This is a genomic window from Lysinibacillus odysseyi 34hs-1 = NBRC 100172 (genome assembly GCF_001591965.1).
Lineage (GTDB): Bacteria > Bacillota > Bacilli > Bacillales_A > Planococcaceae > Lysinibacillus_B > Lysinibacillus_B odysseyi.
The window spans coordinates 324662-346380 of record NZ_BCVX01000004.1; the positions used below are offsets into that span (position 1 = coordinate 324662).

The following is a 21719-nucleotide window of genomic DNA, read 5'->3' on the forward strand; positions in this document are numbered from 1 at the left end:
GAGGGTCCTGCTCCTACAGGTCCCTCATGCATTCTTTTATAATTTTACCCCGTCTTCCCGGTCCAGTGTGACAATGTGTGCATCTTCATTTTCTCTACCCATTACAAGATCAGCGAGTATTTTTGAGCCAAGCATACTGTATACTGTCCCATTTCCACCGAGCCCGAGCAGATAAAAATGATTGGGTCGTTCCGGATGCTCACCGATAAACGGAAGAGCATCTTTTGAAGTGCCGAAGGAAGCTCCGTACAGGTAATCTGCGGTTACTTCATACTGCGGAAACAGCTCCTGCAGCTCCTCCAAGAGCCTTTTAGTATGCTTTTGAATTCTTTTTTCACTTGGTGCCTTTGCTTTTTTATCATCAAGACCTCCGATGATAATCCGGTTGTCCACTGTCGTGCGCAAGTACAAATAAGGTCTGGCAGTTTCCCAAATAAGTGCCTTTTCCTCCCATCCTTCAAAATCGGGAATCGGATTTGTAACAAGCACATAGGAGCGGTTGATATTAGCACCTTTTACCTTACCGAACGGCACTTCCTCATAACCGGTTGTATAAATAATCTTTTGTGTACGGAAAACACCGGCAATCGTATGAATAGTAATTTCCTCTTTTTCATCTTCAATGACATGCACAGGTGTTTGTTCAAATACATGGAGTCCCTGCTCTTTTAATTGGGCTAGTAACTCTTGCGCAAATTTATAAGGATTAAATTCTGCATCTTGATAAGTGACAAGAGCAGCGGGTTTCTCAAACCCCATCTTTTTCTTCAGGACAAAGTTTCCCCAATAATCTACCGGGAAACCGAACCTAAGAAGTGTTTCAAATTCCTTTTGAATTTTTTTCTTATGACGTTTTTTGCTTGCATAATAAATGCTTGGGCGACGAATAAAGTCTGCTTTGTTCTGCATCGTTTGTGAAAGTTCCTCCAGCTGATCTACCGCTTTACTGCAAAGTTTATAAAACCGGACTGCATCCTTTTTTCCTATTTTTTCAATCAGCTCATGAAGCATAATATCATTCGAATATTGGAGAAGGCCTGTATTGGCAGCCGTGCTTCCTTCCCCTGGAATGTCTTTGTCCAAGATGGCAATCTTTAGTCCTTCGTCCATTAATGCCTTAGCTGTTAGGACCCCGCTCATTCCACCACCTACGATAATGACATCATAAAGTGGTGCAATCTCCGGGTTTGTATGAGTTTTTTTAGTATAAGTATCGGGCCAAAATAGTCGGCCATTTATAAGATCCATTTATATGCCCCCTTTATTTCCTATAGTTAATTATTCCCTGTCCAAACATCTTTCAATCAGTGCAGATAGAACATTTGCTATAATAGATGAATCGTAGAAAGAGAGGCTTTTAACATGACTAAACATTTACTTATTGTAGACGGTATGGCGCTGCTGTTCCGCTCCTTTTTCGCATCGGCTGTAATGAATCAATTTATCCGGCTTGAAGATGGCACTCCAACGAATGGAGTTCAGGGATTTGCAAGGCATGTACTAACAGCACAGTCTTTAATGAAGCCTACCCATATTGCCATTTGCTGGGATATGGGCATGCATACATTCCGTAATGACTTGTTTGAGGGGTATAAGTCGCATCGTCCAGCCCCTCCGGAGGAAATGTTGCCGCAATTCGACATGGCGAAGGAAGTAGCAGCAACGCTCGGATGGACAAATTTTGGGATTAAGGGAATGGAAGCGGATGATCTCATTGGCTCTATCGTCTCAAAATGGAAAAATGACGCAGCCATTACCGTTATCAGCGGAGATAAAGACCTGCTGCAATTATTAAACCCAAATACAACAATCGCTTTAACGAAAAAAGGATATACAGAATACGATGTATATACAGAAGAGCGGTTTTTAAAGGAGTATAGTATACAGCCTGCCCAATTCGCTCATGTAAAGGCATTTATGGGGGACACAAGCGATGGGTATCCCGGTGTAAAGGGAATCGGACCGAAAACAGCCCTTAAGCTTATTCAGCAATTTGGTTCCATTGAAGGCGTTCTGGAGGCGCTGCCAACATTAAAGGCTGGACAGCAAATTAAAATAGGGGAAAACGAAGAGATGCTGAGACTATCTTATCAGCTTGCTAAAATCCATTGCGAAGCACCAATCGAAAGTGAGCTTGATCATTTACTTGTGCCCCCTACGTATGAGCCGCAATTAGAAGCCTTGCAGCAGCAGGGGCTGCGCCTGATCGTGAAGCACGCAAGAACATTAGGCATATAAAAAACCGAGGGAGCTATTCCCTCGGTTCTATTTTTACAAAACTTATCACATGCCGGTTGTCATCATAGCAAATGGAACGTACTTTACTTTCACGGTCGTGTCCGCCGTTATCATGGATAATTAAATGAAGGCAATCATCTTTTATTTCATAGCCGATAAGCGGTACCCAGTGGTATTTATAAAGAGGCTTCTTCTTTGTAAACCATTGAAACGTAAAATATTGGTCGAATTTCATGGCTACAGGATTACCATGCTTTAGCTGCATAATCGCTTCAGATAAATTGCACTCATTTATAATAAATTCCTCACCAAGCTGAGAACGCAGCTTTTGAATGAAACGCCACTTAAAAAGGCCGATCTTTGTTCCACCTAATAGCTTATACAGTTCATTGATATCCTTTTTTACTACAGTATGCTGTTTAGATAAATAATTTAAAATAACGTGAGCGGTAGTTGGACCACATGCAGAATTGCGAAATTCTGGACGGACTGCATCGCTATATTGGGATTTTCCATTTACATCTAATAAAACACGCACTTTACGTCACCCCGATTTCCTTCTACTTAAGTCTATTAATACCCACTTACATAAAAAATAACCCTTTGAGCAAATCAGCTATAGAAAAAAGGCCCGCCATAGACGGGTCTTTTCATAATGAAATCCTGTATGTTTGAACAGCATAATCGCTGGCCATCTGTTTTGGAGGTCCCGAAAGTTATCGCTTACGGGAGACAAAGAGGTCTCTTTTTGCAAAGAATAAACGGCTTCATACAGGGCAGTTCATTAGCTTTGTGCTGCTAAAAAATCTGTAACCTGTTCAGGAGATTTTGCATTGGCACTGTGTAGGTGCGCCAGTTTCTCGCCATTTTGGAAAATCAGTAAAGAAGGAATACCCATTACTTGATATTTCTCGGCCAGTTCCGGGAAGTTATCGCGGTTGGCAGAATACCATACGTATTGGTTATACTCTTCAACGATTGGGTCGATGAACATATCCATACGTGTACAGTCTGGACACCAGCCAGCGAAGAATTTCACGATGACCTTTTGATCGCCGGAAATGATTTCATTAAATTGTTCCACTGTCGTAATTTCTATCATACATATCACGCTCCTTATACATGTTAGTTTACACATATTAGATGACGGGGTGAAGTTTTTTGCCTTAAAAGTGTAAGAAGGAAAGGTTTTCTGCTAAAATATAATGAATGAGTGTTCATTATTTTGTTGGTATATCAATGAAATGGAGAGAAATTTCAGATTTTTATAGAAAATGTCCTGAAAAAATGTTGCTAAAAATGACAAAATCAACTACACTAAGAACAGAAAAGCTGTTTGAAGTTTTTTTTTCGTTCAAAAATGAATGATTGTTCATTCGGTATAAAAGAGTGGAGAAGGGGGAAGTTCTCGTGACTTACAAAATTCAAAAAGCGGCCGTATTAGGGTCAGGGGTTATGGGGTCAGGTATTGCTGCGCATTTAGCGAATATCGGCATCCCGACATTATTGTTAGATATCGTACCAAAAGAAGTAAATGCTGAAGAACAGGCGAAGGGATATACTTTGGAAAGCCCGCAAGTTCGCAATCGCTTTGCAGCTGGTGCACTACAAAAGCTTCTAAAACAAAAGCCGGCACCATTGGCAGCTAAAAAGAATCTTGCGCTCATTACAGCAGGGAACTTTGAGGATGATTTTGACAAATTAAAAGATGTAGATTGGATCATTGAAGTTATTGTAGAAAACCTTGATATCAAAAAAGGACTGATGGAAAAAATCGATGCCGTTCGCAAACCGGGTACGATTGTCAGCTCGAACACATCAGGGGTAAGCATCAATGCAATGGCTGAAGGACGTTCGGAAGATTTCCAAAAACATTTCCTAGGAACGCACTTCTTCAACCCGCCACGTTATTTAAAATTATTAGAGGTCATTCCTTCTCATACAACGGCACCGGAAGTTGTCTCATTCATGCAGACATTTGGTGAAGACGTCCTAGGGAAAGGAGTAGTTGTCGCAAAAGATACACCGAACTTCATTGCCAACCGGATCGGCACATATGGCTTGATCATTACAATGAAGGAAATGCAGGAGCGCGGCTATTCCGTAGGGGAAGTTGACTCAGTGACAGGTCCATTAATCGGCCGTCCTAAGTCGGCGACATTCCGTACACTTGATGTAGTCGGCTTGGATACATTTGCGCATGTAGCGAAAAATGTATACGACAACACAACGGGCGAGGAACAGGCGGTATTTGCTGAAAACCCGATTTTGAAGAAAATGATTGAAAACGGCTGGCTTGGTGCCAAGTCCGGTCAAGGTTTCTTCGTCAAAAAAGGAAAAGAAATTTTAGAGCTTAATATAGATACATTTGAATATGAGCCCGTAAAAAAACTGAAAACACCTTCAATGGAAATGGCAAAACAGGCACGTGGTTTAGGAAATAAGGTTAAAACACTTGTCTATGCACAAGACCGTACAGGTGAATTGCTATGGAACATTTTTGCACCAACGTTGCTTTACTCAGCACAGCTGACAGGCGAAATCGCCGATGACATAATAGCGATTGACAATGCCATGAAGTGGGGCTTCGGATGGGCGCAGGGACCATTTGAAATGTGGGATGCAATCGGTGTAAAGCAATCCGTTGAAAAAATGAAGGAAGAAGGACATGAAATTCCGTCATTTGTCCAAGGCCTTCTTGATAAAGGGCTAGAATCTTTCTACTCAGAAATCGATGGTGAACTTGCCTATTATAACGGCAGCGAATATGTAAAAGTACCAGTAAACGAAAAGGCAATTGATTTAAAACGCTATAAGAAAAAGCATGGGGTAATCAAATCAAACGCTGGAGCGAGCCTGATTGATTTACAAGATGGTGTTCTATTACTGGAATTCCATTCACAGTCAAATGCGATTGGCCTTGATATTATCCAAATGCTGAATGCCGCAATCGATGAACTTGAAAATAATTCAGCCTATAAAGGGCTTGTTATTGGAAACCAGGGCAAAAACTTCTGTGTTGGAGCAAACCTTGGCATGATCTTAATGGAAGCGCAGGATGATAACATCTTTGAGCTTGACTATGTAATCAGTGCATTCCAAAAAGCAATGCGCCGCATCAAGTATGCAGCGAAGCCGGTTGTTGCAGCACCGTTCCAAATGACACTTGGCGGTGGAGCGGAGGTATGTTTACCAGCTGCTCACATTCAGGCTTCTGCAGAGACGTATATTGGTTTAGTAGAAGTAGGGGTAGGGGTTATTCCAGGTGGAGCAGGTAACCTTGGTCTTTACGAAAAATTCCTAAAAGGTATGCCAAACGGAGTAGATGTAGATTTACAGGCTGTTGTAAACAAAGTATTTGAAACAATCGCCATGGCAAAAGTATCGACTTCCGGTGAAGAAGCGCGTGAAAATAACTTCCTGGACTTTGCTGATGGTGTTTCTGTCAACCCGGATCATTTAATTTACGATGCGAAACAGGCAGCTATTGCATTATACGATGCAGGCTACAAGCCGCCAGTGAAAAAGAAAATCAAAGTGGTCGGTGCACCAGGATACGGAACGCTATTGCTGGGAGCACAAGGTATGTTCGATTCTGGCTACATTAGCGAATATGACCTTTCAATCGCCAAAAAGCTTGCATTCGTCCTGGCAGGCGGACTCGTACCATACGGAACAGAAGTGGATGAAGAGTACATTCTAGGATTAGAGAAGAAGGCTTTCCTGGAACTGGTACAGCATCCAAAAACTCAGCAGCGTATGCAGCACATGCTGGTTAAGGGGAAACCGTTACGCAACTAATCTGCAGGTAAACGTTCGCATATTGCGTTGCTGGTTCAGCATATCTGCTTCTGCGAACGTTTCCTTTGCAGTCTAAAATAATCATACGAGTTTAATAGAAAATGATGAATAGCATTCAGCTAAACAAGGGGGAGACATCACTATGCGTGAAGCCGTTATTGTGGCAGGTGCACGAACGCCAATCGGAAAAGCGAAAAAAGGTTCACTTGCAGCAATGCGTCCGGATGATTTCGGTGGCATTGTTGTAAAAGAAACATTGAAACGAGCAGGCTATGAAGGGGCAATCGATGATTTAATCATGGGTTGTGCAATGCCTGAAGCAGAACAAGGAATGAATGTAGCGCGTTTAATAGGAGCGCTTGCCGGTCTTCCGGATTCTACTCCTGCCATCACAGTCAACCGTTTCTGTTCATCAGGTCTGCAATCGATCGCCTATGCTGCAGAGCGTATTATGCTTGGACATTCGAAAGCAATTATTGCCGGCGGCGTAGAATCAATGAGTATGATTCCGATGACAGGCAATACAGTACGATTAAATCCGAAGCTGGCAGAAGAAGCTCCGCAGTATTACATGGGAATGGGGCACACGGCAGAAGAAGTAGCACGCCGCTATGAAGTAAGCCGTGAAGACCAAGATGCTTTTGCAGTTCGTTCACATGAACTGGCGGAGAAAGCCATTAAAGAAGGAAAATTCAAGGATGAGATTGTACCTATCGAAGTAACGCAGCATTTTGTCGGCAAGGATAATAAGCCTGCCTCACGCACATTCACTTTCGATACAGATGAAGGTGTACGCCCTGGGACAACAGTGGAAGGGCTGGCAAAGCTTCGCCCAGCCTTCAATATTAAAGGGTCTGTAACAGCAGGGAACGCTTCTCAGACTTCAGACGGTGCAGCAGCAGTGCTTGTAATGGACCGGGAAGAAGCAGAAGCGCAAGGTATGAAGCCAATGGCGAAGTTCCTAGGATTTGCTGTTGGAGGGGTACCACCGGAAGTTATGGGAATTGGACCGATTGAAGCGGTACCAAAAGCATTAAAGATCGCTGGTTTGACACAGGATCAAATTGATCTTTGGGAGATTAATGAAGCATTTGCTTCTCAATCGATTCAAGTCGTTCGCCACCTTGGCATTGACATGGATAAGGTGAATGTAAACGGCGGTGCCATTGCACTTGGTCATCCGCTTGGTGCAACGGGTACAATCCTGACGCTGAAACTGATTCATGAGCTGAAGCGCCGTGGCCAAAAGTACGGTGTAGTAACAATGTGTATCGGCGGCGGTATGGGTGCTGCTGGGGTGTTTGAAGTACTTTAATTGTTAGAACAGCTTTCGGGAAGTGCATTCTAATTGCCTCCGAATGGGCTTCCCGGGCTTTCTATATATAAGGCATACAAATTATTGGGCTGCAAATTCGCCAATGCAGCCGGTTATATAGGCGAACCAACACATTTAGGGGAGGATGTTCATAATGGAACAAACAACAAACATTATTAAAGGCGGCGGCTTTTTAATCGAAGACGTAGATATCAATCGAGTTATCACACCAGAGGATTTCACAGATGAGCAAAAAATGATTGCACAAACAACAGCAGATTACGTACAAAATGAAGTACTGCCGGTTGTTGAAAACCTGGAGAACCATGAATTCGAGCATTCTGTACGTTTACTAAAAAAAGCGGGTGAATTAGGTTTACTTGCAGCTGACGTACCGGGAGAATATGAAGGTCTAGGGCTTGATAAAATTTCCTCAGCATTGATTGCTGAAAAAATGTCTCCAGCGGGCGGCTTCTCTATTACACATGGTGCACACGTAGGGATCGGTTCTTTGCCAATCGTTTTATTCGGTAACGAAGAGCAAAAGTCAAAGTACCTTCCAAAGCTTGCTTCCGGTGAGCTGATTGCTGCTTATGCATTAACTGAGCCAGGTTCAGGTTCGGATGCATTAGGTGCAAAAACGACAGCTAAATTGAATGAAGCAGGCACTCACTATGTATTAAATGGTGAAAAGCAATGGATTACCAATGCTGGCTTTGCGGATGTATTCGTTGTCTATGCGAAAATTGACGGCGATAAATTCACGGCGTTTATCGTAGAGCGTTCTTTCCCAGGTGTATCCGTAGGGCCTGAAGAAAAGAAAATGGGAATCAAATCGTCTTCTACTCGTACATTGATTTTAGAAGATGCACAAGTACCGGTAGAAAACTTGCTTGGTGAAGTTGGCCGCGGTCACGTGATTGCCTTCAATATTTTAAACATCGGCCGTTATAAATTAGGAGTTGGTACTGTAGGAGCTTCTAAACGCGCTTTAGAGCTTGCTGTTCAATATGCTAACCAACGTCAGCAGTTTAAAACGCCATTATCAGGCTTCAGCCTAACAAAAGAAAAGCTGGCGACGATGGCATCTCATTTATATGCATCTGAGTCGTTAAACTACCGTACTGTAGGATATTTCGAAGATACGCTAAGCCAGCTGTCTCCTGAGGAGCAAAAAGATGGCCGTGCCATTGCAGCTGCAGTAGCGGAATATGCAATTGAGTGCTCTATTGCCAAAGTATTCGGTTCTGAGACATTAGACTATATCGCGGATGAGGCTGTACAATTACATGGTGGTTACGGCTTCATGGCAGAGTACGAAGTAGAGCGTATTTACCGTGACTCCCGTATTAACCGTATCTTTGAAGGAACGAACGAAATCAACCGCATGATCGTACCTGGTACATTCATGAAGAAAGCATTAAAAGGTGAGCTGCCGCTTCTTCAAGTAGCACAAAACCTGCAAAATGAGCTCCTTATGATGATGCCGGAAGAAGTGGAAGATGCTCCATTAGCGCAGGAGAAATACTTGGTGAAAAACGCGAAGAAAATCGCTGTTCTAGCAGCAGGTACAGCAGCACAGGCATTTGGTGCTAAATTAGATAAAGAGCAAGAACTGCTTGTAAATATCGCTAATATTGCCAACCAGTTATACGCTATGGAATCAGCAGTGATCCGTACACAAAAAGCAATTGAGCGTGACGGTGCTGAAAAAGCGAAGCAAAAGATTCTTTACACAGAAATTTTCTGTCAGGAAGCATTCGCAGAAATCGAAAAAGAAGCAAAAGATACACTGCTTGCTTCAGTAGAAGGCGATGCTGGTCGTATGACATTATCTGCGCTGCGCAAATTAACACGCCATAATCCTTACAACCTAATCCCTAAGAAGCGTGAAGCAGCTGCTAAGCTGATCGAAGCGGAAAAATATATCGTTTAATAGGTTATAGAGTCTACCCTGCTGCTGCAGGGTGGACTTTTTGTATGGGGATATTTCTACCTATGGCAATTTTAGCGGATAAACATACCTTATTTATAATATCCAAGCGGGGAGCCCCAAAACCTCCATAACTGGTAAACAATAAAGCTAGCGGAAGCGGATTTGCAATTTTTCGCTTTTCTGGTTCATTTCCTTTACAATGGGAAAGGACAAATTTATATAAAAAGGGGCAACATTCATGGCACTTACAGTTATCCAATATCCTAAATGCACAACATGCAGAAAAGCGGTCAAATGGCTAGAAGAAAACGGTCTTGCGTTTGAGTCCGTTCATATTGTAGAGCAGACGCCATCAAAGGAGCAATTAGCAGCGCTATATAAAAAAAGCGGCCTTCCATTAAAAAAATTTTTCAACACATCCGGCAATAAATATAAGGAGCTGAACTTAAAGGACCGGCTGTCAGCTATGTCAGAGGAAGAACAATTGGACTTACTGGCTTCTGACGGCATGCTGATTAAGCGCCCGATTGTTACGGACGGTCAAAAAGTGACATTGGGATTCAAGGAGTCTGACTTCTCGGAAACATGGAAATAAACAGAATGCGAGCTTGTTTTTGCTATAGAAATGTGTCAAACTGAAAAGGATTATTGATACATTTCGTTGGAGGGATTTATTCATGAGTATTCCTAAAGATCTGCACTATACGCAAGAGCATGAATGGGTAAAAATTGAAGGTAATAAAGTACGTGTTGGTATCACGGACTTTGCACAGCATGAATTAGGCGATATCGTATTTGTTGAGCTTCCAGAAGTAGGCGATACAGTAACGTTTAATGAACCGTTTGGTAGCGTAGAATCAGTAAAAACAGTTTCTGAACTATACTCACCAGTATCTGGTACAGTAGTAGAAGTGAATGAGGAGTTATCTGATAACCCTGAATTCGTTAACGAATCTCCATATGAAAATGCTTGGATGGTTGTTGTTGAACTTTCGGATGAATCGGAAGTAGAGAAACTATTGTCTGCTGAAGCATATGAAGAACTGATCGCTGAATAATACAAAAGCGCCTGAATCTAACTGTAGATTTTGGCGCTTTTTTTTCAAAGGCCTCAATTTGGATAAACTGACATGAGTAGGCATCTACGTCTACTGTAGAAAAGCAGGCGGTCTGCCATCACTAAGCGCGGCTCATACACGCTAGGGGAAGGCTTCCGCAGCTTGTCGCAGGTAAGCAGACGCGAATATGCTTTGCATAAATGCGGGAGGGAAGCAGTGAATGATTGAAAAGTGTATAATTGTAGAAGGCCGTTCTGATAAGTTGAAAATTGAGCCTCTACTGGCTGAACAGGTGTTGATCATTTGTACACATGGTACGAAAGACGAGGAAGCGTTCATTGACTTGCTGGAGCCGTATGAGTATTGTGAATTCTTTACCTTTTTTGACCGGGATAAATCCGGTGATTATTTGCGGAAAATGATGCGCAGAACTTACAGTGAGGCAGTACAGCTGGAACTTCCGGCCCCTTTTACCGGTGTTGCGGAGGCACCAAGCATGATTATACGTCAAATTCTACAGGCGGCTAAATTTCAAGTGAAATAGGATGATTATTGAATGAAGGAATGGACCTATAAGGAATGGCAGGAAGCGATGAAAAAAGAGCGCGTAGCGGCCTTTTATTTATATACGCCAATGTGCGGCACATGCGCTGTAGCATCTAAAATGATGGCAGTTATGGAAGAATTGCTGCCGGACGTAGCAATTGGTAAGGGAAATGTAAACTACCTGGAAAACCTGGCGATGGAATATGAAGTGGAAAGTGTTCCTTGTCTATTAATTGCTCGGGATGGGGAATACGCCCAAAAACTGTATGCATTTCAATCCGTACCCAACTTGTATGAAATATTAAAAAAGTGATTGACGAGCAATTGTAGAACATGGTACAGTAACAAGCATAAAAATAAATTTCATAACGTTACTCTTATAAAGAGCGGTGGAGGGAAGTGCCCTATGAAGCCCGGCAACCAGTACATTTGTAAAAAGGTGCCAAGTCACGCAAAGCTATGCTTTGGAAGATGAGAGAACGGTTACGTATAATTTGTACGAAAACCTTTCTGCTTATCATAGTGGAAAGGTTTTTTTATGCAGAAGGAGTCAAATATGATTGAGTTACGTAATATAACAAAAGTTTACAAAACAAAAAACGGCGAATTGACAGCCGTAGACAATGTAAGCTTATCGATTGAAAAAGGGGAAATATACGGCATTATCGGGTACAGCGGTGCAGGTAAAAGTACAATGATCCGTCTGCTGAATGGCCTGGAAAAGCCGACGACGGGCTCGGTCCTAGTAAACAGGGAGGAAATCTCAGCAATCTCTGGTGGAAAGCTTCGTGCAGCACGCCATAAGATTAGTATGATCTTCCAGCATTTTAACCTGTTATGGTCCCGAACAGTGGAAGAGAATATTGCTTTTCCATTGGAAATCGCAGGTATGTCCAAACAGGAGCGTACAAAACGGGTAGCAGAGCTTATTGACTTAGTCGGTTTGACAGGACGAGGCAAAGCATACCCTTCTCAATTATCAGGGGGACAGAAGCAGCGTGTCGGGATTGCACGGGCGCTTGCCAACAATCCGGAAGTACTGCTGTGCGATGAAGCAACCTCCGCCTTGGATCCAGAGACAACAGATTCAATCCTTGAGCTTTTACTGGATATCAATAAACGTTTAGGATTGACAATTGTACTTATTACACACGAAATGCACGTTATACGTAAAATTTGCCATCGTGTAGCTGTTATGGAAGCAGGGAAGGTTGTAGAGACTGGAAAGGTATTAGACGTCTTCCAGAACCCGCAGGCGCCGATTACGAAAAGGTTCGTCTCGCAAGTGTCAGGTACAAATGAAACAAAAGAATCAATTGAGCAGATTCTGGAAAACTATCCTTCCGGTAAGCTTGTGAAAGTAACGTTCGTTGGACAAGCTACAGAACAGCCTATTATTTCTCATTTAATTAAAGAGTACGGAGTGGATGTCAATATTGTACATGGAACAATTTCCTATACAACAAGCGGGCCATATGGGACATTGATTGTGCATATAGACGGAACAGAGGAACAAGTACAGACGGTGCTCCACGTACTGGCGAAACATGAATTACAAACGGAGGTGATTGAGCATGCTTAGTCAATTATTTCCGAATGTGAACTGGGAGAAGATGACAGAAGCTTTATACGAAACAATGTATATGACAGCTGTTTCTACAATCATTACATTTATTTTAGGGTTGGCAATTGGTATTTTGCTGTTCTTAACAAGCCCTTATCAATTATGGGCGAATAAAATCGTGTACTTTTTAACAGGATCTGTAGTAAATATTTTCCGTTCGATTCCCTTTATCGTCCTGATTATTTTACTCATTCCATTTACGAAGTTTTTAGTAGGTTCCATCCGTGGGGCGAATGCGGCATTACCGGCACTTATCATCGGGGCTGCTCCGTTTTATGCCCGGATGGTATTGATTGCTCTGCGTGAGATTGATAAAGGCGTTATCGAGGCAGCGCGCTCAATGGGTGCGAAAACATCGACAATTATTTTTAAAGTGTTAATGCCGGAAAGTTTACCGGCCCTTATTTCAGGGATTACGGTGACAGCGGTCGCACTTGTAGGTTATACAGCGATGGCGGGTATTATCGGGGCAGGCGGTTTAGGGAACCTAGCATATTTAGAAGGATTCCAGCGAAATCGCCCTGACGTAACACTAATGGCGACAATTCTCATATTACTTGTCGTTTTCATTATCCAATACATTGGTGACTTCATTACATCAAAAATTGATAAACGTTAATTTGTGCGTCCGCGCACCTATCATATAAATCTAATAAGAGAAGGCAGGTTTTCAGATTATGGCATTTCTAACGAAGAAAAAAGTATTGGCTTCTACATTGGTATCGGCATCTGTATTAGCATTAGCAGCGTGCGGTTCAGATGAGGAAGGCAAAAATACAGGCAGCTCGGACAAGAAAGGTGAAGAAGAATCATCTACATTAGTCGTTGGTGCATCTAATACACCACATGCGATTATTTTAGAGCAGGTGGAACCGATTTTAGAAGAGCAGGGTATTGATTTAGAAATTGAAACTTATCAGGATTATGTATTGCCGAACCAAGACCTTGAAAGCGGCGAGATTGATGCAAACTACTTCCAGCACATCCCTTATTTTGAAGCGCAAAAAAAAGAGTTTGGTTATGATTTTGCCAACGCTGGCGGTATCCATATAGAGCCGATCGGTATCTACTCAAAAAAATATAAATCACTTTCAGAATTGCCGGAAGGAGCTACAATTCTTTTATCAAATTCTGTAGCTGACCATGGCCGTATGCTGTCTTTACTTGAACAAGAAGGCTTGATCAAGCTGAAGGAAGGCATTGATAAAACGGAAGCAGAACTTTCCGATATTGTGGAAAACCCTAAGAACTTTAAATTTGATGCAGAGACGGAAGCTTCATTGCTTTACCAAATGTATGAAAATGAAGAAGGCGATGCGGTATTAATCAACTCAAACTATGCAATCGATAATGGTTTGAATCCGTTGAAAGACTCCATTGCTATCGAAAATTCAGAATCACCATATGTAAATATCATTGCGGTACGTGCAGGTGATGAGAATGATAAAAAAGTCAAGGCATTGGTAGAAGCTTTACATTCAAAAGAAATTCAAGAATTCATTCTAGATGAGTGGGGCGGCTCTGTCGTACCAGTCACTGAATAAGTAGATGAAACCCAAGATCGTTTTAGATCTTGGGTTTTTTGTGAATTCAGCAATATTCCCCGGGAAATCGACAGCATTAGAGGAAATCGCTGATAAAATGGCAATATCGCTGATAAATACCCGAAAACCGCCGATAAATCTCCATGATACGCTGATATTCTGACCGAAATCGCTGATATCTATCAGAATGTCCGTACGAACAAGCTGTCTCCCATAAGTGGAGTCGGCTTTTTTTATTGGAATTGGGATAAACGGGAGAAAAAGTTTGTTACGAAATCAAGAAATACTTTTTCGGAGGCAGCGAGCTCCCTGTTTGTTGGTGAAATAACCCCTACTGTACGGCGGATTGCAGGAATAGTGATCGGCATTTTTACTGTAAAGCGAGGGGTAGAATCATAAAGGGAACTCTCAGGCAGCAATGTTACCCCAATGCCTGCTGCAACAAGTCCTTTCAAAGCATCCATATCTTCCCCGACAGATGTAATTGCCGGGATGAATCCAACTGATCTGCATGCTTCGACAGCTACTTTATGGAGAATGTATCCTTCTGGGAAAAGGACAAAATTTTCATTTCGTAAATCGACGAGATTAATCTGTTCATTTTTCGCCAGCGGATGATTAGCAGGAAGGAGTGCATAGATATTTTCACTAAACAGAATGGTTGTATTAATTGTTTCATCCTTTGGAGGAAGGGGCCCTAAAAACGCCAGATTTAGTTCGCGGTTTTTTACCGAGTCAATTAAAAACTTGTATGATCCTTGACGCAGATGGAATGATACATCCGGATATTCCTTTTTAAAGGCAGAGATGACAGTCGGTAATACATAACTTGCTAAACTAGTCGGAAACCCGATTTTTATCGTTCCCTTTGCCGGATCTAAATACTCCTCGACTTGTTTAGCAGCGAAATCAATTGCCTTAAGCGCGGTAATAGTGTGCTCCAAAAAGGTTTTACCAATTGGTGTTAACCTAACATTGCGTCCAATTCTTTCGAAAAGCGGAGTACCTAACTCTTCTTCCAGGTTGGCGATTTGCCGGCTAATAGCTGACTGCGCTACGTGAAGATGCTCTGCAGCCTCAGAAATATGTTCGCGTTGTGCTACTTCTACAAAATAGCGTAACTGGCGTAATTCCACTGTTTTCACCCCATCTATCTAAATATTAGATTAATTACATCCAAACTATATATTGTTTATATTATTTCGAAAACTTTAAAATGTAAATACGCAATTGAAAGATTTGGGGGGAATTTACATGGCTTTTCATCAATATCCAGAAGCGCAAGGTCTTTATTCACCGGAGTTCGAGCATGACGCATGTGGAATTGGAATGTATGCGCATATGAAGGGACAGCCGTCACATGAAATTGTAAAGAACGGTTTGGAGATGTTATGTCGCCTGGAACACCGCGCAGGACGTGGAGGAGACGGTAAAACAGGTGACGGAGCAGGCATTATGGTACAAATTCCGCACGCATTTTTCAAGTTAAACTGTACGGAACTTGACCTGCCTCATAAAGGAGAATATGGCGTAGGGCAGCTCTTCTTTACTAAGAAAGAAGAAGAGCGCCTGGCGATTGAAGCAAAATTGAACGAACTCATCAAAGCAGAGGGGCAGTCATTAATTGGATGGCGGCTGGTACCGACAAATGAAGACAATTTGAGTGACATTGCAAAATCCTCAGCACCCATTGTGCGCCAGGTGTTTATCCGTAATCATACAGACGGCAGATTAGCCTTTGAACGGAAGCTGTATATTATCCGTAAGCAGCTGGAACAGTGGGCGGACGCACAAGGATATGAATTCTATTGCCCTAGCCTTTCAAGTGAGACAATGGTTTTTAAAGGGTTATTGGCTCCGGAAGAGGTAAGTAGTTTTTATGAAGATTTGCAGAATGAAAGCTTTATGTCGGCATTTGCCCTTGTTCACTCCCGCTATTCGACGAACACATTTCCATCTTGGAAGCGTGCGCACCCAAACCGCTATATTATCCATAATGGAGAAATTAATACGCTACGCGGTAACATCAACTGGATGCGTGCCCGTGAACAGCAATTTGTCTCTGAAGCATTCGGAGACGATTTACAAAAGCTACTCCCTATCATTGATTCGACCGGTTCTGACTCTTCCATGCTGGATAATGCATTTGAATTTTTTGTATTAGCTGGACGTTCACCAGCTCATGCAGCGATGATGCTCATACCGGAGCCGTGGACGGAAAATCCTCGTATCGATAAAGGGCGTAAAGCTTTTTATCAATATCATGCAGCCTTAATGGAGCCATGGGATGGACCTACAGCGATCTGTTTTACTGACGGCAAGCAAATCGGAGCTATTCTCGATCGCAATGGATTGCGCCCAGGCAGACTATATGTGACAAAAGACAATCATGTTATCTTCTCTTCTGAAACAGGGGTGGTAGATATACAAGAGGATCAGGTAGTCATGAAAGACTGCCTAAGCCCAGGGCGCATGCTGTTAATCGATCTGGAGCAAGGCAGAATAATTTCTGATGAAGAACTAAAGGCTGAAATGGCTGCACGAGAACCTTATCAGAAATGGCTTGAAGAAAACATGCTGAAACTGGAAGTGCAAAAGGAAGAAGCAGAGATTGTAAGTGACTTGACGCTTCGTCAAAAGGTTTACGGCTATACTTTTGAAGATGTGCAAAAATATATCGTTCCGTTAGCAAAAGAAGGAAAAGACCCTTTAGGCTCTATGGGGAATGATACGCCGCTTGCTGTCTTGTCAGACCGGCCGCAGTCACTGTTTAACTATTTTAAACAGCTGTTCGCCCAAGTAACAAATCCGCCGATTGATTCGATCCGCGAGCATGTTGTCACTTCCACAATGACCTTGCTTGGAAAAGAAGGAAGCCTGCTCCATCCAACGGCAGAAAATGCAAGACGCATTATGCTAGAGACACCTATTTTAACAAACAGCGAGTACAAACGCTTATTAGAGAACAAAAATAAAGACTTTCAATCGTTCGTTATCTCACTTTCATATACAAAAAATATGGAAGACGAACTAGATCGCATACGTCAGCAGGCAGGAGCCGCTATAGAGCAAGGTGCATCCTTGCTTGTGCTTTGTGACAATGTAACACAACCCGCTGCACCAACAGTACCTGTACTTCTCGCAGCAAGCAGTCTACATCAGTTCTTGGTACGAAAGGGACTACGTACAAAGGTGAGCCTGATCGTTAATAGCGGCGAAGCGCGGGAAGTGCATCATTTTGCCGCTTTAATCGGCTTTGGCGTAGATGCCATCAATCCGTATCTTGCCTACGCTACAATACAGGAAGCGATCGAAAAGGGAACCTTGCAGGCTGACTACCAAACTGCTGTAAAAAAATATCGTAAAGGAGCAACAGAGGGAGTAGTGAAGGTAATGTCAAAAATGGGGATTTCTACTGTGCAGTCATACCGAGGAGCACAGGTGTTTGAAGCAGTAGGAATTAGTAAGGATGTAATCGATGAACACTTCACAGGTACAGCCTCCCAAATTGATGGCATTGATTTAGAGACAATTGGAGAAGAGGCAAAGCGACGCTATGAATATGCGGTAAAGGCAATGCGTGCTGAGCTGGAATCCGGATCTGATTTCCAATGGCGGTCAGATGGGGAGCACCATGCTTTCAATCCAAAAACAATCCATACATTACAATGGGCAGCACGAAAAAATGATTACGGTTTATATCGTATGTATGCAGAAATGGCAAACGAAGAGCGAATCGGCTTCTTGCGGAATTTATTTGACTTTAAGGAGGCAGAACGCAAAATCCCATTAGAAGAGGTAGAACCGGTGGATGCTATCGTTAAGCGCTTTAAAACCGGTGCGATGTCCTTTGGCTCCTTATCGAAGGAAGCCCATGAAACATTAGCGGTTGCAATGAACCGTCTAGGTGCCCGCTCTAATTCCGGTGAGGGGGGAGAAGACCCAGCACGATTTATACCGGATGCAAATGGGGACAGTCGCCGCAGTGCGATTAAGCAAATTGCTTCGGGACGTTTCGGTGTGAAATCACATTACCTTGTAAATGCTGATGAACTGCAAATTAAAATGGCGCAGGGGGCAAAACCAGGCGAAGGAGGGCAATTGCCGGGTAATAAGGTCTATCCTTGGGTGGCAGAAGTACGTGGCTCTACACCAGGGGTTGGATTAATTTCACCTCCGCCTCATCATGATATTTACTCCATTGAGGATATGGCTCAACTAATTCATGACTTAAAGAACGCTAATCGTTATGCACGGATTTCCGTCAAGCTTGTAGCGAAGGCTGGTGTAGGTACGATAGCCGCTGGTGTTGCTAAAGGATCAGCAGATGTTATTGTGATTTCGGGATACGATGGAGGAACAGGTGCTTCACCGAAAACCTCTATTAAACATACAGGACTTCCATGGGAGCTGGGGCTTGCAGAGGCACATCAAACATTAATGTTGAATGGTCTCCGTGATCGGGTTGTCCTGGAAACTGACGGGAAATTAATGACAGGAAAAGATGTGGTCATGGCAGCTCTCTTAGGAGCAGAGGAGTTTGGATTCGCCACAGCCCCGTTAATTGTTTTAGGCTGCGTGATGATGAGGGCATGTCACCTGGATACTTGCCCGGTAGGCGTGGCGACACAAAACCCGGAACTTCGCGCCAAATTCATGGGCAGTGCCGACCACGTAGTAAATTATATGCGATTTGTAGCAGAAGAAATGCGTGAATATATGTCAATATTAGGTTTCCGTACCGTAGAGGAAATGGTCGGAAGAACAGACGCCCTGGTGATTTCTGAACGCACGAAGCAGCACTGGAAGGCAAGTCAGCTGGATCTGACAGCTCTTCTTCACCAAATGCAGGGTCCACGTACGAAACAGCGTGAGCAGGATCACGGTATAGCGGCAAGCTTTGATCTAGTACATTTGCTGCCGGCCGTAGAAAAAGCGATTGAAGAGAAGGAAAAGATGGAGCTTTCATTTCCTATTAAAAATACAGATCGCGTAATGGGAACAATTGTCGGAAGTGAAATTTCCCGTAAATACGGAGAACAGGGATTGTTGGATGACACGATTAACCTCACATTTACTGGCCACGCTGGGCAAAGTTTCGGTGCCTTTATCCCACGAGGAATGACGATGAAGGTTATAGGTGATGTAAACGACTATTTTGGAAAAGGGTTGTCTGGCGGTAAGGTTATAGCTGTGCCGCCGATCAAGGGGGACTATGAGAGGAATATCATTGCGGGCAATGTATGTCTGTACGGTGCAACAGACGGTCACGCATTTATTAATGGCCGGGCAGGACACAGATTTGCTGTACGTAACTCAGGTGCTCGCATCGTGGTGGAAGGAATTGGCGATCATGGCTGTGAATACATGACAGGCGGTCGTATTGTTGTCCTGGGCGATGTTGGCCAAAACTTTGGCGCAGGCATGTCGGGGGGAGTTGCATATGTCTTGCCAACAAATGCAGCTGCATTTAAGGCACAGTGTAATATGGAAATGATCGAATTTGCGAAGTTGGAGGAGAAAAGTGAAATCGAAGCAGTTCGTCATATGATTATTCAGCATCTCGAACAGACAGACAGTACGGCAGCACGCAATATATTAGCCAATTGGGAAGAAGCAGTACCGAAATTTGTGAAGGTTGTACCGACGGATTACCAGGCAATGATAAATAAAATCAATTTCCACAAGCTGCAAGGACTGACGGATGAAAAGGCAGCAATGAAGGCATTTGTGGAAACAACATGAGACAAAGAGCTAGCCATTTCGAAATAGGTAAGCTAATAACACTTTGCTCTTCGTAAAGGCAAAACATTGTGATAAATATTCTTCTAACAACAAAGGACTGGGCCATAAGCAAGTAAAGCCTTTAGACATGCAAATGTGTTCATAGTAAGAGGAGGAGTCTAGATGGGTAAACCGACTGGATTTATGGAATACAAACGAGAAAAGACGAAGGAGCAGCCAACGCTAGAAAGAGTTTCAAACTGGAAGGAATATGCTTCTAGACTGTCGGATGCATCACTACAAACACAGGGGGCACGCTGTATGGACTGCGGCACGCCTTTCTGTCATATGGGAGTTGAAATTCGTGGGACAGCTGCAGGGTGCCCCATCAACAATGTCATCCCCGAATGGAATGATCTGGTATACAAGGGGCAGTGGAAGGAAGCATTAGATCGGCTGCATATGACAAACAACTTCCCGGAATTTACAGGGCGCGTATGTCCCGCACCTTGCGAGGGCTCCTGTACATTAGCCATTACAGATCCAGCAGTAGCAATTAAATCGATTGAACGTACAATCATTGATAAAGGCTTTGAAAACGGCTGGGTTGTTCCGCGGATCCCTCGTCATAGAACAGGCCGGAAAGTTGCTGTCATTGGATCAGGCCCTGCAGGATTAGCAGCGGCCGATGAATTAAATCAGCTTGGACATAAAGTGACTGTATTTGAACGTGCAGATCGCCCGGGCGGATTGTTAATGTATGGTATTCCTAACATGAAGCTTGAAAAAGAAGTGATAGAGCGCCGGGTCAATCTACTAGCGTTAGAAGGAATCGAATTTAAATGCAGCATAAATATAGGGGTGGATATTCCAATAGAGGAGCTTCGGTCCCAGTATGATGCAGTTATCCTATGTATCGGTGCGCAGAAGCAGCGCCTGCTGCATATGGAAGGGGCTGATGCTGAGGGAATTCATCTGGCTATGGACTACTTGACAAATGTGACAAAGAGCCTGCTCGACTCAAACTTTGAAGATGGCAAAGCTTTGAATGTGGAAGGGAAGGATGTCATTGTTATAGGTGGCGGAGATACGGGGGCTGACTGCGTAGCGACAGCCATCCGTCAAAATTGTAAATCCGTCTATCAATTTGGTAAACATCCCGCGCTGCCAGTCAGCCGTACGGAAGAGAATCCATGGCCTAAAGATCCGAATGTCTTCACATTGGACTATGCGTATGCAGAGGTAAATGATGTAAAAGGATATGACCCGCGTGAATATTGCATTCAAACGCAAAAAATTGTGAAGGATGAAAATGGTCATATAAAAGAGCTTCATACGATTCAAATGGAAAAAATCCTTGGTGAAGACGGCTTTCATTATTTCAAGGAGCTGCCAGGGACAGAACGTGTATGGCCGGCCCAATATGTATTTGTTGCAATCGGCTTTGAGGGAGTTGAAAAGTCGCTGCCTGAGCAGTTTGGAGTGGATGTGGCAAATAATCGTATTCGCGCCTCAGTAAAGGACTTTGAAACAAATATTCCCGGTATATTTGCTGCAGGAGACGCACGCCGTGGTCAAAGTCTTGTCGTATGGGCCATTAAGGAAGGACGCAGCGTAGCAGCAAGCGTACATTATTATTTGCAGGAAACACGGCTATTTGCCTGAGTGATAGGAAAGAGCATTTGGAAAGTTGTTTTGTATCTTCTTTTTATGGTGATAAGAGGAATAGTTTCCGATAGGCACATAAGTAAGTAACTTCGAAAAACACGTAACGAAAAAAAGAGTTATCCAGAAAGACCCCACTTTCTGGATAACTCTTTTTGTATAGCTGCTCTTTGTAGCATAAGCGAGGCAATAAATCTAGTTATCTCAGTCCGCCTCCTATTCTCCCAGAATATCGAAACGGGATATCTTTTGTATTTTCTATATTTGT

General features: G+C 43.1%; 17 protein-coding genes and 1 riboswitch. Of the genes, 13 read left to right on the forward strand and 4 right to left on the reverse strand.

Translation table 11 applies throughout. From position 1 onward, the window contains the following. Nucleotides 1-36: 36 nt before the first annotated feature. Nucleotides 37-1248, reverse strand: a complete 1212-nt coding sequence (locus BOD01S_RS08805; RefSeq protein ID WP_036157000.1) for an NAD(P)/FAD-dependent oxidoreductase — start codon at nt 1246-1248, stop codon at nt 37-39. Between the two features lie 114 nt (nt 1249-1362). Between BOD01S_RS08805 and BOD01S_RS08810 the strand changes: the two genes are divergently transcribed. After that, complete coding sequence (locus tag BOD01S_RS08810; RefSeq protein ID WP_036156998.1) at nt 1363-2238, forward strand: 5'-3' exonuclease; 876 nt, start codon at nt 1363-1365, stop codon at nt 2236-2238. A 13-nt stretch (nt 2239-2251) separates the two neighbouring features. On the opposite strand, the gene BOD01S_RS08815 is transcribed toward BOD01S_RS08810, so the two are convergent. Together BOD01S_RS08815 and BOD01S_RS08820 are read right to left on the reverse strand one after the other, a co-directional pair. Next, nucleotides 2252-2776: a C39 family peptidase gene (locus BOD01S_RS08815; RefSeq protein WP_036156996.1), complete on the reverse strand. Its 525-nt coding sequence runs from the start codon at nt 2774-2776 to the stop codon at nt 2252-2254. A 246-nt stretch (nt 2777-3022) separates the two neighbouring features. Then, nucleotides 3023-3340 carry a thioredoxin family protein gene (locus BOD01S_RS08820; protein ID WP_036156994.1) on the reverse strand — a complete coding sequence of 106 codons (318 nt, stop codon included), beginning with the start codon at nt 3338-3340 and terminating at the stop codon, nt 3023-3025. A 308-nt stretch (nt 3341-3648) separates the two neighbouring features. Between BOD01S_RS08820 and BOD01S_RS08825 the strand changes: the two genes are divergently transcribed. The 10 genes from BOD01S_RS08825 to BOD01S_RS08870 all read left to right on the forward strand — a co-directional run bounded on the left by BOD01S_RS08825 (nt 3649) and on the right by BOD01S_RS08870 (nt 14062). Beyond that, nucleotides 3649-6039 carry a 3-hydroxyacyl-CoA dehydrogenase/enoyl-CoA hydratase family protein gene (locus BOD01S_RS08825; RefSeq protein WP_036156992.1) on the forward strand — a complete coding sequence of 797 codons (2391 nt, stop codon included), beginning with the start codon at nt 3649-3651 and terminating at the stop codon, nt 6037-6039. A gap of 142 nt (nt 6040-6181) precedes the next feature. Further along, the gene (locus BOD01S_RS08830) at nt 6182-7354 is read left to right on the forward strand and encodes an acetyl-CoA C-acetyltransferase (RefSeq protein ID WP_036156990.1); all 1173 of its coding nucleotides are present in this window, start codon (nt 6182-6184) and stop codon (nt 7352-7354) included. Nucleotides 7355-7508: 154 nt separating this feature from the next. Further along, complete coding sequence (locus BOD01S_RS08835) at nt 7509-9290, forward strand: acyl-CoA dehydrogenase family protein (protein ID WP_036156988.1); 1782 nt, start codon at nt 7509-7511, stop codon at nt 9288-9290. Between the two features lie 238 nt (nt 9291-9528). Further along, on the forward strand, nt 9529-9885 hold the full coding sequence (locus BOD01S_RS08840) for an arsenate reductase family protein (RefSeq protein ID WP_036156986.1): 357 nt from the start codon (nt 9529-9531) through the stop codon (nt 9883-9885). Between the two features lie 82 nt (nt 9886-9967). Beyond that, complete coding sequence (gene gcvH, locus BOD01S_RS08845; RefSeq protein ID WP_036156984.1) at nt 9968-10348, forward strand: glycine cleavage system protein GcvH; 381 nt, start codon at nt 9968-9970, stop codon at nt 10346-10348. Between the two features lie 220 nt (nt 10349-10568). Next, a complete protein-coding gene (locus BOD01S_RS08850; protein WP_036156982.1) occupies nt 10569-10892 on the forward strand; it encodes a toprim domain-containing protein in 324 nt (107 codons plus the stop codon). A 12-nt stretch (nt 10893-10904) separates the two neighbouring features. Further along, a complete protein-coding gene (locus BOD01S_RS08855) occupies nt 10905-11207 on the forward strand; it encodes a thioredoxin family protein (RefSeq protein WP_036156980.1) in 303 nt (100 codons plus the stop codon). Nucleotides 11208-11268: 61 nt separating this feature from the next. After that, nucleotides 11269-11372: riboswitch (SAM riboswitch) on the forward strand. Nucleotides 11373-11450: 78 nt separating this feature from the next. After that, a complete protein-coding gene (locus BOD01S_RS08860; RefSeq protein ID WP_036156978.1) occupies nt 11451-12476 on the forward strand; it encodes a methionine ABC transporter ATP-binding protein in 1026 nt (341 codons plus the stop codon). Continuing rightward, complete coding sequence (locus tag BOD01S_RS08865) at nt 12469-13137, forward strand: methionine ABC transporter permease (protein WP_036156975.1); 669 nt, start codon at nt 12469-12471, stop codon at nt 13135-13137. Before BOD01S_RS08860 ends, BOD01S_RS08865 begins: the two co-directional genes overlap by 8 nt. 58 nt (nt 13138-13195) lie before the next feature. Continuing rightward, the gene (locus BOD01S_RS08870; RefSeq protein WP_036156973.1) at nt 13196-14062 is read left to right on the forward strand and encodes a MetQ/NlpA family ABC transporter substrate-binding protein; all 867 of its coding nucleotides are present in this window, start codon (nt 13196-13198) and stop codon (nt 14060-14062) included. A gap of 233 nt (nt 14063-14295) precedes the next feature. On the opposite strand, the gene BOD01S_RS08875 is transcribed toward BOD01S_RS08870, so the two are convergent. Beyond that, complete coding sequence (locus tag BOD01S_RS08875; RefSeq protein WP_036156971.1) at nt 14296-15198, reverse strand: LysR family transcriptional regulator; 903 nt, start codon at nt 15196-15198, stop codon at nt 14296-14298. A gap of 118 nt (nt 15199-15316) precedes the next feature. Here BOD01S_RS08875 and gltB point away from each other — a divergent pair, with 118 nt between their 5' ends. Further along, on the forward strand, nt 15317-19807 hold the full coding sequence (gene gltB / locus BOD01S_RS08880; RefSeq protein ID WP_036156969.1) for a glutamate synthase large subunit: 4491 nt from the start codon (nt 15317-15319) through the stop codon (nt 19805-19807). A 162-nt stretch (nt 19808-19969) separates the two neighbouring features. Then, the gene (locus BOD01S_RS08885) at nt 19970-21451 is read left to right on the forward strand and encodes a glutamate synthase subunit beta (RefSeq protein ID WP_036156966.1); all 1482 of its coding nucleotides are present in this window, start codon (nt 19970-19972) and stop codon (nt 21449-21451) included. The last annotated feature ends 268 nt before the right edge of the window (nt 21452-21719 follow it).

Bases quoted from the DNA above. Each gene is read 5' to 3' on its own strand.
- BOD01S_RS08805 (WP_036157000.1), bottom strand. From the start codon at position 1,248: ATGGATCTTATAAATGGCCGACTATTTTGGCCCGATACTTATACTAAA.
- BOD01S_RS08810 (WP_036156998.1), top strand. From the start codon at position 1,363: ATGACTAAACATTTACTTATTGTAGACGGTATGGCGCTGCTGTTCCGC.
- BOD01S_RS08820 (WP_036156994.1), bottom strand. From the start codon at position 3,340: ATGATAGAAATTACGACAGTGGAACAATTTAATGAAATCATTTCCGGC.
- BOD01S_RS08830 (WP_036156990.1), top strand. From the start codon at position 6,182: ATGCGTGAAGCCGTTATTGTGGCAGGTGCACGAACGCCAATCGGAAAA.
- BOD01S_RS08835 (WP_036156988.1), top strand. From the start codon at position 7,509: ATGGAACAAACAACAAACATTATTAAAGGCGGCGGCTTTTTAATCGAA.
- BOD01S_RS08840 (WP_036156986.1), top strand. From the start codon at position 9,529: ATGGCACTTACAGTTATCCAATATCCTAAATGCACAACATGCAGAAAA.
- gcvH (WP_036156984.1), top strand. From the start codon at position 9,968: ATGAGTATTCCTAAAGATCTGCACTATACGCAAGAGCATGAATGGGTA.
- BOD01S_RS08850 (WP_036156982.1), top strand. From the start codon at position 10,569: ATGATTGAAAAGTGTATAATTGTAGAAGGCCGTTCTGATAAGTTGAAA.
- BOD01S_RS08855 (WP_036156980.1), top strand. From the start codon at position 10,905: ATGAAGGAATGGACCTATAAGGAATGGCAGGAAGCGATGAAAAAAGAG.
- BOD01S_RS08860 (WP_036156978.1), top strand. From the start codon at position 11,451: ATGATTGAGTTACGTAATATAACAAAAGTTTACAAAACAAAAAACGGC.
- BOD01S_RS08865 (WP_036156975.1), top strand. From the start codon at position 12,469: ATGCTTAGTCAATTATTTCCGAATGTGAACTGGGAGAAGATGACAGAA.
- BOD01S_RS08870 (WP_036156973.1), top strand. From the start codon at position 13,196: ATGGCATTTCTAACGAAGAAAAAAGTATTGGCTTCTACATTGGTATCG.
- gltB (WP_036156969.1), top strand. From the start codon at position 15,317: ATGGCTTTTCATCAATATCCAGAAGCGCAAGGTCTTTATTCACCGGAG.
- BOD01S_RS08885 (WP_036156966.1), top strand. From the start codon at position 19,970: ATGGGTAAACCGACTGGATTTATGGAATACAAACGAGAAAAGACGAAG.